This window comes from Sphingomonas sp. J315 (genome assembly GCF_024666595.1).
GTDB lineage: Bacteria > Pseudomonadota > Alphaproteobacteria > Sphingomonadales > Sphingomonadaceae > Sphingomonas.
Map to the genome: position 1 here is coordinate 2,204,908 of NZ_CP088296.1, position 12,593 is coordinate 2,217,500.

General features: G+C 66.8%; 11 protein-coding genes (1 of these 11 running past the window's edge). 7 read left to right on the forward strand and 4 right to left on the reverse strand.

The genetic code is table 11. The features are described from left to right. Window positions 1-184: 184 nt before the first annotated feature. Window positions 185-2,101: a M61 family metallopeptidase gene (locus LRS08_RS11370; RefSeq protein WP_260480742.1), complete on the reverse strand. Its 1,917-nt coding sequence runs from the start codon at window positions 2,099-2,101 to the stop codon at window positions 185-187. Window positions 2,102-2,139: 38 nt separating this feature from the next. Continuing rightward, on the reverse strand, window positions 2,140-3,450 hold the full coding sequence (gene miaB / locus LRS08_RS11375; RefSeq protein ID WP_257843589.1) for a tRNA (N6-isopentenyl adenosine(37)-C2)-methylthiotransferase MiaB: 1,311 nt from the start codon (window positions 3,448-3,450) through the stop codon (window positions 2,140-2,142). A gap of 81 nt (window positions 3,451-3,531) precedes the next feature. On the opposite strand from miaB, the gene hisS reads away from it, so the two are divergent. From hisS to LRS08_RS11405, 6 genes are all read left to right on the forward strand, one after another. Beyond that, window positions 3,532-4,854: a histidine--tRNA ligase gene (gene hisS / locus LRS08_RS11380; protein ID WP_260480743.1), complete on the forward strand. Its 1,323-nt coding sequence runs from the start codon at window positions 3,532-3,534 to the stop codon at window positions 4,852-4,854. Further along, window positions 4,851-5,924: a peptide chain release factor 1 gene (gene prfA, locus LRS08_RS11385; protein ID WP_257843587.1), complete on the forward strand. Its 1,074-nt coding sequence runs from the start codon at window positions 4,851-4,853 to the stop codon at window positions 5,922-5,924. Before hisS ends, prfA begins: the two co-directional genes overlap by 4 nt. A 58-nt stretch (window positions 5,925-5,982) precedes the next feature. Then, window positions 5,983-6,846: a peptide chain release factor N(5)-glutamine methyltransferase gene (gene prmC / locus LRS08_RS11390; RefSeq protein ID WP_257843586.1), complete on the forward strand. Its 864-nt coding sequence runs from the start codon at window positions 5,983-5,985 to the stop codon at window positions 6,844-6,846. A 257-nt stretch (window positions 6,847-7,103) separates the two neighbouring features. Next, window positions 7,104-7,880: a DUF4167 domain-containing protein gene (locus LRS08_RS11395; RefSeq protein ID WP_257843585.1), complete on the forward strand. Its 777-nt coding sequence runs from the start codon at window positions 7,104-7,106 to the stop codon at window positions 7,878-7,880. Window positions 7,881-8,050: 170 nt separating this feature from the next. Next, window positions 8,051-9,364 carry a DUF4139 domain-containing protein gene (locus LRS08_RS11400; protein WP_257843583.1) on the forward strand — a complete coding sequence of 438 codons (1,314 nt, stop codon included), beginning with the start codon at window positions 8,051-8,053 and terminating at the stop codon, window positions 9,362-9,364. 10 nt (window positions 9,365-9,374) lie between these two features. After that, entirely contained in the window at window positions 9,375-10,943 is a 1,569-nt protein-coding gene (locus tag LRS08_RS11405; RefSeq protein ID WP_257843582.1) for a DUF4139 domain-containing protein, read from the forward strand. Here LRS08_RS11405 and LRS08_RS11410 read toward each other — a convergent pair. Continuing rightward, on the reverse strand, window positions 10,940-11,224 hold the full coding sequence (locus LRS08_RS11410; RefSeq protein ID WP_257843581.1) for a hypothetical protein: 285 nt from the start codon (window positions 11,222-11,224) through the stop codon (window positions 10,940-10,942). The two genes, LRS08_RS11405 and LRS08_RS11410, sit on opposite strands and share 4 nt — an antisense overlap. Before the next feature lie 65 nt (window positions 11,225-11,289). Between LRS08_RS11410 and LRS08_RS11415 the strand changes: the two genes are divergently transcribed. Beyond that, on the forward strand, window positions 11,290-11,718 hold the full coding sequence (locus LRS08_RS11415; RefSeq protein ID WP_257843580.1) for a CBS domain-containing protein: 429 nt from the start codon (window positions 11,290-11,292) through the stop codon (window positions 11,716-11,718). Window positions 11,719-11,903: 185 nt separating this feature from the next. On the opposite strand, the gene LRS08_RS11420 is transcribed toward LRS08_RS11415, so the two are convergent. Then, window positions 11,904-12,593: the 3' portion of a lipopolysaccharide biosynthesis protein gene (locus tag LRS08_RS11420; RefSeq protein ID WP_260480744.1), read on the reverse strand. 780 nt of this gene lie beyond the right edge of the window; only the last 690 of its 1,470 coding nucleotides appear in the window; its start codon lies off the right edge, out of view; it ends in the stop codon at window positions 11,904-11,906.

A 12,593-nucleotide genomic window follows, 5' to 3' on the forward strand; every position in this document is an offset into this window, starting at 1 on the left:
CCTGACATAAATGTGCGTGTGCGGACGACAGCGGGCCATGATGGGCCGAACCGGTTTCCAGAGCGGAGGTTCCGTATCGCATGTCGTAGCGCGAGGATGGCAGAGCCCCGGCAGGTAGGACAGCCCAAATCGACCCCCGCGCCAATTGGCGCAGGGGTGACGCAGCGAAGCAACACTGGCGCGCTCAGTCGGTCCCGAGCCAGGCGCGGCGAAAGGCGAGCTGGGCCGCGCTCGGCGAGCCACCCGCCTTTTCGAGCGTGACGATGGTCAGCTTCGGATCGGCGACCGGGGTGATCGTCGCGCTGCCGGGTCCGGTCCGGGTGGCATAGGCGATGGCCATCGGCTGACCCGGCTTCATCGCGCTCAGGGCGGCCCGCCAGTCGGCGAGGCTCGCGATCGGCTTGCCATCGACCGCCACGATCGTGTCGCCGCGATCGAGCCCGGCGGCATAGAGCGGGCTGCCCGGGACCGGAATTTCACCGAGGCGGACGGGGTCATCGCCGCCGCCGGTGATGTTGGCCGCGCCGATCCACGCCTTGTTCGCGTCGGCCGGGCGCAGCACCAGCCCGGCCTGGGCGAGCAAAGGCGCGAAATCGGGCAGGTCGCTGCTGCGGATATGCGCGTCGAAGAACCGCTTCGCGAAACCGGGGTCACGGGTGAGTTCGGCAAGCCCGGCTTCAAGATCGGCGGTCGTATAGGGTTTGACCGGCGCGAAGTTGCGCTGCGCTTCGCCATGTCGCTTCCACAGGTGGCGCATATAGGCGTCGAGATCGTTGCCGAAGCGCTGGCGCAGGGTGAGGTCGAGCGCGAGCGCGATCACCGCGCCATAGGGGTAGTAGGAGGTGAAGATCCGCTCGTTCACGGGGTCGATCGAGGTCGCGGCGTCGACGAACGGTGCGCGCAGGCTCATCTCCTGCGGCGATCCGTAGCGGCGACCGGGATTGTTGACGATATGGTCGAGCGTGGCGGCGAGGCCGACGAGCGTCGCGTCCAGCGTGGCCTCTTTCGCGCGCAGGATCGCCAGCGGGCCGTAATATTGGGTGAAGCCTTCCGCGAACCACAAGGACGGGCTGGGGTCCGCCTGAGTGAAGTCGAACGGTTCCAGCTCCGCTGGACGCAGCCGCTCGACATTCCAGGCGTGGATGAATTCGTGGCTGAGCGTGCCGAGCTGCGCGAACTTGCCCGCCTCCAATGTCCGCGGCTGGCTGATGATGGTGGAGTTGCGGTGCTCCATCCCGTCGCCGCTGATCTGCGGCACATAATCGGCGATGAAGGTGTAGGTGCCGAAGTCGAATTCGGGCGCGGTGCCGAAGATGCGGATCTGTTCGGCGACGACTTTCTTCGCCTTTTCGGCATAGGCGTCGATTGTTTCGGGCGAGTCGGCGCTGTGCACGGCGAGGCGGATCGTCTGGGTCCTGCCGCCTGAAGTGATCGTCCATTCGCGCAGGTGATGGTCGGACAGCTCGGTCGGGCTGTCGAGCAGATACTGGAGGTGCGGCGCCCAGAAGGTGGTCGCGCTGCCGGCCACAGGCGCAAGTTGGGTCGCGATCTTCCACTTCGGGTCGGCAGGGCGGAAGGTGACGCGGATCGGGCGCTCGTCATAACCCTTCGCCCAGATCAGCGTCGCGGGCATGTTGAGATGCGCGTGGGTCTGGTCGATCTGGCTGTAGGTGCCGTCGCCGCGGTCGCCATAGAGAGTGTAGGCGAAGGTGACCGTGCCATCATGGCCGCTGACCCGCCAGCTATAGGGATCGCTGCGATCGATCTTCAGCTCGCGGCCCGCGCCGTCCTTTGCCGAGACCGAATAGACGTTCTTGGCGAATTCATGGATCGCGTAGCGACCGGGGGAGGAGCGCGCCATGCGGAACTCGACCGCGCCGGGCTTGAGCTGGCGATAGGTCACCGCAATCCGCGCCTCGCGATGCGCGGCGTTGTCGAAGCTCAGCTCGTAGGAAACCGGGGCGTTCGGGCCGGGGTCCTTGGCCTGCTGTGCGAGCGCGGTGGTGGCGAGGAGGAGCGGGGTGGCGAGCGCGAACAGGCGCGCGGTCGAGGTCAGGTTCATCGCCGGAAGGTGGCCGAGCGGGCCGGGAGTGTCCAGCACCTCCGTCACCCCGGCACAAGGTCGGGGTGACGATGGAGTCAGACGACCGTCCCCGCCAGCGAGTTCGGTCCCGCACTCTCGAGTCGCACCGTCACCAGATCGCCGATCGCGGCGTCGGTCATCAGATGCACCGATTGCAGCCAGGGCGACTTGCCCAGCATCTGGCCGGGCAGCTTGCCCTTGCGTTCGACCAGCACGTCACAGGTCTTGCCGACGCTGGCGGCGTTGAACGCGGCCTGATCGCGGTTGAGCGCGGCCTGCAGGCGCTGGAGGCGGTCGTCCATCACTTCTTCCGGAACTGCGCCGCCCATCTCCGCCGCCGGGGTGCCGGGGCGGGGGGAGTATTTGAAGCTGAAGCACTGGGCATAGCCGACCGCATCGACGAGGCTGAGTGTATCGCGGAACTCTTCCTCACTTTCGCCGGGGAAGCCGACGATGAAGTCGCCCGACAGCGCGATATCGGGTCGCGCCGCGCGGACGCGGTCGAGGATGCGCAGGTACGAATCGCGGCTGTGGCTGCGGTTCATCGCTTTCAGGATGCGGTCATTGCCCGCCTGCACCGGCAGATGGAGGAAGGGCATCAGCTTCTCGACCTCCGCATGCGCGCGGATCAGGCCTTCCTTCATGTCGTTGGGGTGGCTGGTGGTGTAGCGGATACGCGCCAGTCCATCGATCCTGTCGAGCGCGGCGATCAGGCCGTGCAGGCCGGTGCCGGCGTCATCGTCCCATGCATTGACGTTCTGGCCGAGCAGCGTGATCTCCCGCGCGCCGGCATCCACCAGCGACTTGGCCTCATCGACGATCGCCGCGAACGGTCGGCTGACCTCGGCGCCGCGCGTATAGGGGACGACGCAATAGGTGCAGAATTTGTCGCACCCTTCCTGCACCGTCAGGAACGCCGTCGGCCCGGTCTTGCGCCGGGCGGGGAGCGCGCCGAACTTGGCGATGGCGGGCATGTCGGTGTCGATCGCGCGGCCCTGCGCCGAGGCCTGGCGCACCAGATCGGGAAGGTTGTGATAGGCCTGGGGCCCGACCACGATATCGACCTTGGCGCGGTGGGCGATCTCTTCCCCCTCCGCCTGCGCAACGCAGCCAGCGACGGCGATCATTGGCGCGGCGCGATCGGCAAGGCGCGCATTCTTCCGCACGCGGCCAATGTCCGAATAGACCTTCTCGGTCGCCTTTTCGCGGATGTGGCAGGTGTTGAGGACGATCAGGTCGGCGCTGTCGGCGTCGGCGGCAGCGGTCATGCCCTGTGCCGCCATCAGCTCGGCCATGCGCTCGCCGTCATAGACGTTCATCTGACAGCCGAAGGATTTGACGTGATAGGTCTTGGGGGTGGCGCTCATGGCGCGGGCCTATAGTCGAAAGGGGGCGGTGCGTGAACAATCTTCCCTTCCGGCCCCCTAGCCAATAGAGACCCGCTCCAAATGGCACGGATAGAAACCCCCAGACGCGTGCGTGGCACGCAGGACATCTTTGGCGACGAACAGCGCCGCTTCGCCCGCGTGGTCGAGGCGTTCGAACATGTGCGGCGGCTCTATTGCTTCCAGCAGGTCCAGGTGCCGGTGTTCGAATCCACCGCGGTGTTCGCCCGCTCGATGGGCGAGACGTCGGACGTGGTGTCGAAGGAGATGTACACCTTCCCCGATCGCGGCGACGATCTGCTGACGCTGCGGCCCGAATTCACGGCGGGGATTTGCCGGGCGTATATCACCGAGGGGTGGCAGCAATATGCCCCGCTCAAGCTGACCACGCACGGGCCCGTGTTTCGCTATGAGCGGCCGCAAAAGGGGCGCTATCGCCAGTTCCACCAGATCGACGCCGAGATCATCGGCGCGGCGGAGCCGCAGGCCGATGTCGAGCTGCTGACCATGGCCGACCAGCTGCTCAAGGAGCTGGGGATATCCGAGGGCGTGACGCTGCAGCTCAATACGCTGGGCGATGCGGAGACGCGCGAGGCATGGCGCGCGGCGCTGGTCGCGCATTTCGAGGCGCACCGTGAGGAGTTGAGCGAGGACAGCCTGACGCGGCTCGAGAAGAATCCGATGCGGATTCTGGATTCGAAGGACCCGCGCGACCGGCCGATTGCGGATTCGGCGCCGGATATCGATGCCTATCTGACCGATGAAGCGCGCGCGTTCTTCGACGCAGTGACCAGCGGGCTGGACGCGGCGGGCGTGGCGTGGACGCGCAACGCGCGGCTGGTGCGCGGGCTCGACTATTACCGCCACACCGCGTTCGAGTTCGTCACCGACCGCCTGGGCGCGCAGGGCACGGTGCTGGCCGGCGGGCGCTATGACGGGCTGATCGGCAATCTGGGCGGGCCGGAGACGCCTGGCGTGGGCTGGGCCGCGGGGATCGAGCGGTTGGGGATGTTGCTGGAGCCTCCAATGGGCGAGCAGATTGAGGTAGCTATCGTCGCTGAAAAGAACGCGGTGAACGATGTTGCTATTCGCGCGACAGCGACCCTGCGCCGTCATGGAGTTCGCACCGAAATTTTTCTCTCGGGTAGTGAGCGCAAGCGTTTCCCCAAAGCCAAGGCGGCGGAACCCCTACTTATCATTTCGATTGATCAGGCTGTATCGCCGCCTGACGGTCACTCACTGGCTCGACTTTCGTTCACCTCGCCCGACACCGGCGATCTTCAGCGACGGGTCGATGGCGCCTTGCGGACGGGGTATCGCTTTGACGACCCAGCTGGGTTGCTCGCTGGTGGGACGCGATCGATGTATGAGATCGGCAACGGATGACCCGCATCTCCCCCGAGCGGATCGCGCAGATCGAGGCGCGGCGGGATGAGCTGTCGGCGATGATGGCGACCGGCGACCTGCCGTCGGACAAGTTCGTCGCGGTTTCCAAGGAATACGCCGAGCTGGAGCCGGTCGCGGCGGCGGCGGGCGAGGTGCGGCGGCTGCGCGCCGAGGCGGTGAGCCTGGCGGCGATGACGCGCGAGGCGGATGCCGAGCTGCGCGCGATGGCGGCCGAGGAATTGCGCGCGAACGAGGCGGCGCTGGCGCAGGCCGATCACGCCCTCGCGCTGGCGCTGTTGCCGCGCGATGCGGCGGACGAGCGCGCGGCGATGCTCGAAATCCGCGCCGGGACCGGCGGGGACGAGGCGGGGCTGTTCGCGGGTGATCTGCTGCGCATGTACACCCGCTATGCCGAGCGGCAGGGGTGGAAGGTCGAGTTGATCTCCGCCAGCACCTCCGAAGCCGGGGGCTATAAGGAAGTCGTCGCCAGCGTCGCGGGCAAGGGCGTGTTCGCCAGATTTAAGTTCGAAAGCGGCGTGCACCGCGTCCAGCGCGTGCCAGTGACCGAGAGCGGCGGGCGCATCCACACCAGCGCCGCGACCGTCGCGGTGCTGCCCGAGGCCGAAGAGGTCGATGTCGAGATCCGCAACGAGGACCTGCGCATCGACATCTATCGCGCGTCCGGCGCGGGCGGGCAGCACGTGAATACCACCGATTCGGCGGTGCGACTGACGCATATCCCGACGGGGCTTGTGGTGATCCAGCAAGATCAAAGGTCGCAGCACAAGAATCGCGACAAGGCGATGCAGGTGCTCCGCACGCGGCTCTATGAGCTGGAGCGCGAGCGGCTGGCGACCGAGCGCTCGGGCGCGCGCAAGTCGATGGTCGGATCGGGCGACCGGTCGGAGCGGATTCGCACCTACAACTTCCCGCAGGGGCGGGTGACCGATCACCGCATCAACCTGACGCTGCACCGCCTGCCCGAAATCCTGGAGGGCGAGATGGACGAACTGATCGGCGCGCTGGTTGCCGAGGATGAGGCGGAGCGGCTGGCGGCACTCGACTCATGATTCCCCTCCCGCTTGCGGGAGGGGCTAGGGGAGGGCCTGTCCATTCGGGCCGCTTCCTATGGTGACAGGCCCTCCCCCGACCCCTCCCGCAAGCGGGAGGGGAGTTAGGGCGGCGATTGCCGATGCAGCTGCGCGGATTGCGTCGGCGACGTCCCGCCTCGATGCCGAGTTGTTGATGGCGCATGCCCTCGGCGTGTCGCATCAGGATTTGCTGTTGAAGCATCTGGGCGATCCCGAGCCGGACGGGTTCGCGGGGCTGGTCGAACGCCGGCTGGGCCATGAACCCGTCGCCTATATCACCGGTTCACGCGGCTTCTGGACGGTGGAGATCGGCGTCGGTCCCGGCGTCTTGGTGCCGCGCGCGGACAGCGAGACCTTGATCGAAGCGGCGGTGGCGCATTTCGCTGGAACGTCGGGGCCGAAACGGGTGCTCGACCTCGGTACCGGGCCGGGGACGTTGTTGCTGGCGGCGTTGGCTGAATGGCCCGAGGCGCACGGGTTGGGCATCGATGCCTCCGAGCGCGCGCTTCAATACGCTCAGGACAATGCGATCGATCTGGGGATGGACGAGCGAGCGCGCTTCAAGCTCGGCGACTGGAGCGAGGGTCTTGCCGGCCAGTTCGACCTGATCCTGTGCAACCCGCCTTACATCGGCACCGCCGAGGAACTGGGGCCGGAGGTACGCGACCACGAACCGCCCGCCGCGCTGTTCGCCGGAGCCGACGGCCTCGACGATTACCGCCGCATCGTCCCCGACCTCCCCCGCCTGCTCGCGCCGGGCGGAATCGCGGTGATCGAGATCGGCTGGACGCAGGCAGACCCCGTGTCGGCGCTGATGCGGGCGGCGGGGCTCGACCCCATCCTCCACCACGACCTTGGCGGACGTCCGCGCGCGGTTGCGGCAAAAATGCCGCGAAGTTGAACTATCGCTGCGTAGCACCAATATAAGGCTTGGAGATTGTTGCCGCGCGGGCTAAGGATTGGCTCGGGGCAGGCACCAGCAACCTAAATCGTTGAAAAGGTTCGCCGACCCAAATCAAGGCATGTGCGCTGCTGATTGTCCGGCAGCCATGCGGGAGCCGTTCCGGTTCGCAGAACCGGCGCGGCGCGCGGTGTAACACGCATCCGGGATCGCTGTTTGACCGATGGCGGATTGAGTAAGGACAGGACACACAGACGTTGATCAACAATCGTCAGGCGAACAACGGTCGCCGTCGCGGCCGTGGTGGCCAGCGCCAGCAGGGCGGCGGCAACAACCCCAATTCGGGCAACCGCATCGACAATCGCGCACGCGGCAATGCCGCGCAGCTGCTTGAGAAATACAAGAACCTCGCGCGCGACGCCCAGATGGCGGGCGACCGGGTGAACACCGAATATTATCTCCAGTTCGCCGATCACTATTTCCGCGTGCTGGCCGAAACGCGTTCGCGCTTCGAGGAACAGAATCCGCAACAACGCCGCCCGCGCGACGAGTTCGACGGCGACGAGGACGAGTTCGAGGGCGAAGAGGGCAATCGCAGCCAGGACGGCGAGTTCGCCGATGAGGGCGACGAGCAGGGTGAGCGTCAGGCGCGCAGCGACCGCGACAATCGCGACAATCGCGACCGGGGCGAGCGCAACGACCGCCGCCCGCGCCGCGACCGCGATGGCCGCGACAATCGCGAAGGCCGCGACCGCGACAATCGGAATCGCGATGATCGCCGCGAGCGTCAGCCGCGTGGCGTGGAGGGCGAGGAAACACCGGTAGCTGCGAACGAGGACGAGGCTCCCGCCGAGGAGCGCCGCCCGCGTCGTGGCCGCTCGCGTCGTGACGAGGCGAGCAGCGATGCCGGCCATGGCGGCGACATCGCAGCCGTTCTTCCGCCCGCACTGGGCGTCGAGGGCGAGGTGGTCGAGGTCAAGCCGCGCCGCCGCCGCGTGAAGAAGGAAGAAGGCGAGCCGGAAGCCGCCGAATAAGCGCTTCTCTGCAAAAAAGAAAAGGCCGGTCCGTGACTTACGGGCCGGTCTTTTTGCGTTTCGGGACCCTTGACCGTTGACATGGCCGCACCCGCTGGGGATGCTGGGGCATCAGATCATAGGGGGATGCGATGCGGCGTTTGACCTTGGCTCTTGCGGCCGGAGCCGCAATGTCCGGAGCGATGTTGGCAGTGCCTGCCTCCGCCCAATCGGCGCAGGGCGACGTCGCGGTCACCATCTACAACAACAATCTGGCGCTGGTTCAGGACAAGCGCGACATGCGCCTGCCTGCGGGCAAGTCGAAGCAGGATTTCCCGGACGTCGCCGGGCAGATCCGGCCCGAGACGGTGACGATCGGTGCCCCCGGCGCGACCATCGTCGAGCAGAATTTCGATTTCGACCTGCTCTCGCCCGAATCCTTGATGGAAAAGGCGGTCGGCCAGAACGTCACCGTGGTGCGCGGCGGCCAGAGCCTGCCCGCCAAGGTGCTCGCCTATAATGACGGCACCGTGGTCGAGATCGGCGGGCGGATCGAGGTGCTGGGCAAGGACGATCGGGTGATCTTCCCGTCGCTGCCCCCGAGCCTGCGCGCGCGGCCGACGCTGTCGGTGACGCTGGACGCCGATGCCGCGGGCGCGCGGCCTGTGAAGTTGAGCTATCTGACCTACGGCATGGGCTGGAAGTCCGATTATGTGGCGCTGTTCGACGAGAAGGCGGGCAAGATCGACGTTCAGGGCTGGCTGACGCTGACCAACAATAGCGGCGTCACCTATAGCAATGCCAACACCTTGCTGGTTGCGGGGGCGGTCGGCGGCAGCAACCGCGGGGCGTCGTCGGCGATGGTGCCGGGGACCGAGACTGCGGGGCGCGAGCGGATCGGCGACTTCTATGTCTATCCGATCCCCGGTCGCACCACGATCGCCCAGCGCCAGCAAAAGCAGGTCAGCTTCCTCGACGTCGCGGGCGCGCCGGCGGCGAAGGCCTATGCCTATCGCAACCCGTGGCTCGGTCGGCAGGATCAGCCGCGCAGCGTCGACACGGTGTTGCGCTTCTCCTCGTCGGCGGAAGGCGGGTTGGGCGATGCGCTGCCCGCCGGGACGGTGCGCATCTATATGCGCGACGCGCGCGGGGCACCGCAGTTCATCGGCGAGAATGCGATCCCGCACACCCCGATGGGGTCGCGGCTCGCGATCAAGACCGGCGAGGCGTTCGACGTGAAGGTCAAGTCGGTGGTGCAGACGCGCGAGCGCGCGGGGTCGAGCAAGTGGCGCACGACGATGGTCTATACGCTGACCAATGCGCGGCCCGACGCGATCGTGGTCGAATTGTCGCAGGGCGGGCTCGACAGCTGGTGGAAGGACACGCGGATCCTGGAGGAGACCCAGGCTAGCGAGCGGATCAACGCCGATGAGGCGCTGTGGAAGGTGAGCGTCCCCGCCAATGGCGAGGCGACGCTGACCGCGACCTTCGAAACCCGTTACTGAGGCGCGGCCGGTGCGGCGCGCCGCCCTGTTGCTGATCGCGACCACGCTCGCCGGGACGGGTGGGGCGTGGGCGCAGAACGTGCAGACCTCGGCCGGGCCGGATTCGGTCGGGGTGACGATCTATCGCGCACCACATCGCAGTGCAGACCAGAAGATCAGTCTGAGCTATTTGGGCGGCTATGCACTGATCACCGAGACCCGGACAGTGACGATCCCGCAGGGCCGCGCGGTGATCCGCTTCGAAGGGGTGGCGTCCGGCATTCTGCCCGAAAGCGCGATCGTCACCGGTCTGCCCGCCGGGGTGCGCGAGAAGAATCTCGACGGCGACCTGCTGTCTGCGGCGAGCCTGTACAGTCGCGGCTTCGCCCGACCGGTGACGTTGCGCCGCACGCGGGACGGCAAGACGGTGGAGGAGCGGGCGATCATCCGCTCCGGCCCCGATGGCGCGGCGATCGTCGAGACCGAGCGCGGGATCGAGGTGCTGAACTGCGGCCCGACCGAGGATGCGATCGTTTACGACGGCGTGCCGCCGGGGCTGTCGGCCAAGCCGACATTGTCGGTCGAGACCGACTCGCCGCAGGCCGGGACCGCGACGATCACGCTGTCCTATCTTGCTTGGGGCTTCGACTGGCAGGCGAACTATGTGGCGACATTGCGCGAGGGCAAAGGCGACGGCGGCGCCACCGCTGCGGGCGCAAGAACCGCCGACTTGTTCGCTTGGGTGACATTGGCCAGCACCGACATGACCAGCTTCACCGACGCCGAAACCATGGTGATCGCCGGCAAAATCAACCGCACGACCGGACGGACCCGCAACCCGTTCGAGACGGTCGAAAGTTTTGAATTCAAATGCTATCTCCCCGAAGGAGGAGCCGGGATCCCGCCGCCGCCCCCGCCACCACCGCCACCACCGCCGCCCCCGCCGATGATGGCCGCACCCGCAGCCCGGGATGAGGTGGTGGTGACCGGCGCGCGGGTTAGGATGGCGGTTCAGGAGGATCTGGGCGACCTGAAAGCCTATCGCATCCCCGATCGCACCACCGTCGCTGCAAAATCGCAGAAGCAGGTGGCGATGCTGGCCAAGGACGCGGTGCCGGTGCGCATCATCTATGGCGCTGAAATCGGGTTCGGTGGTGCCGAACAGCCGCAGATCCTGCTCCGGGCGTTGAACAAGGAGAGTGACGGGCTGGGGCTGCCTTTGCCCGCTGGGCCGGTGGCGCTGTTCGAGCAGCAGGGCAATCGGTCGCTGCTGATCGACGAATCGAGCACCGACGACAAGGCGGTGGGCGAGGAGGTCGAGGTCAAATTCCCGGCGACTGCCAATGTCACGCTGGAGCTGAAGCGGCAGCAGCCCCGACCGCGCCGCCATGCGTTTGAACTGGTCGTGCGCAACGCCAATCCGTTTCCGGTGCAGTTCGAGGGCGAGTTCGACATCGACCCGCCACTGATGCGCGGGGCTTCGACCCGGCTGGGCAAGAAGGACGGGCGAAACCTGTGGGCAGTGACGGTGCCGGCGAACGGCTCGCAGGCGCTGACCTATCGGGTGGACTTGCCGGACCCGCAAAAGCCGCAGCGTTAGTCCCGTCTCTTCTCCGTCGCGTCGCGCGAGCGTTCGTCATGGCCGGTGCCGGAGCTGAGGAACACCAGCCCCATCAGCGCGCCGCCGAGCAGGATCGACAGGCCGACCCCGATCGCCATTGCGATCGAGGCATGCAGCTGGAACTCCCCGACCGCTATATAGAGCGCGATCACTGCGACGATTGCCGAGACCAGCGCAAGCGCGCCGACGATCCCGAAGATGCGACGGTAGCGGCCCCAGGCGAGGCGGGCATAATCGGGATTGTCGAGGTTCGGCTCCATACCCTTTCATTTGGGGACGAAACGTGGGAGTCTCAACCGCCTCAACAGGACAAAGGAGACTGGCGATGACGATCGCGGCAATCCTGGGCGGGAAGGGGCAGGATGTCATCACCATCGGCGGCGACGCGACCGTGCGCGATGCGGTGGCTTTGCTTGCCGAAAAGCGCATCGGCGCGGTGCCGGTGGTCGAGGGTGGCGTGGTGGCCGGCATCTTTTCCGAGCGCGACGTGATCCACTGCCTGAAGCGCGATGGACCGGCTGCGCTCGATACGCAGGTGCGGATGGTGATGACCGCGCCGGCGATCACCGTGACCCGCGCCGAACCGGTGATGGCGGCGCTGTCGCTGATGACCCAGCGGCGGATTCGGCATCTGCCGGTTGTCGAGGGCGGGACGCTCCTCGGTTTCGTGTCGATCGGCGATCTGGTGAAGTACCGGATCGAGAAGATCGAGGCCGAAGCGGACCAGATGCGGGCCTATATCCAGACGGCCTAGGTCGAACTGCGCACTATATATACGCGCCGTTTGCCCTGAGCCTGTCGAAGGGCCGAAGCCACAGCTGTCGGGGATCGCCCTTCGACAATGACCAGGTGGAACGTCCCCCGGACGTTCCAGCCAAAGCCGGGGGCTTTGGCGACCCGGTCATCAGGGCAAACGGACATTGAGGTAGCGAACTTTCGTCACCGCCGGATCATACGGATCGCATCCTCCACCGTCGCGCGCGCGAAGAACCAGAGCCAGGCACCATAGACCGCCGCCCCCGTCGCGGTGAGCAATGCCAGATGGGGCAGGGGGGCGAGCGGCGGGAGCAGCCGGTCGACCAGCCCGACGATCAGTGCCATCGCGACCGCCGCCGAAACCGGCGGGAGAATCGCGCCGAGCCAGTCGCGCCAGCTCAGGCCGATCACCGGCAAGCTGCGCGCGGCTGTGATCAACAGAAACAGCGGCCACACTGCAACCCACGCCCAGGCGAGTCCCTCGACTCCCCATTTCACCCCCATCAGGAATGCCGCGGGAAGGAGCAGCGCGCCGATCGCCGCCGTCTGCGCGCCCAATCCGGGGCGACCGCGCGCGTCGGTCGCGGGGGCGAACAGCACTTGCAGCGTCATGAACGGCATGGCGAGTGCGAGGAGATGGACGATCGGTCCCGCCTCGATCCACTTTTGCCCCAGCGCGACATGAACCAAGGGTTCGGCGGTCGCGGCGAGCCCGAGATAGAAGGGCATGGCCACAACCATGATGAGTCGGACCGAGCGGGCAAAGGCGACCGCAGTCCCCGCCGCATCGTCCTGCATCCGCGCATAGGCGGAGAAGGCGACCTCGTTCAGCGCGGGGATGAACTTCGACACGAGGATCTGGGTCAGGAACAG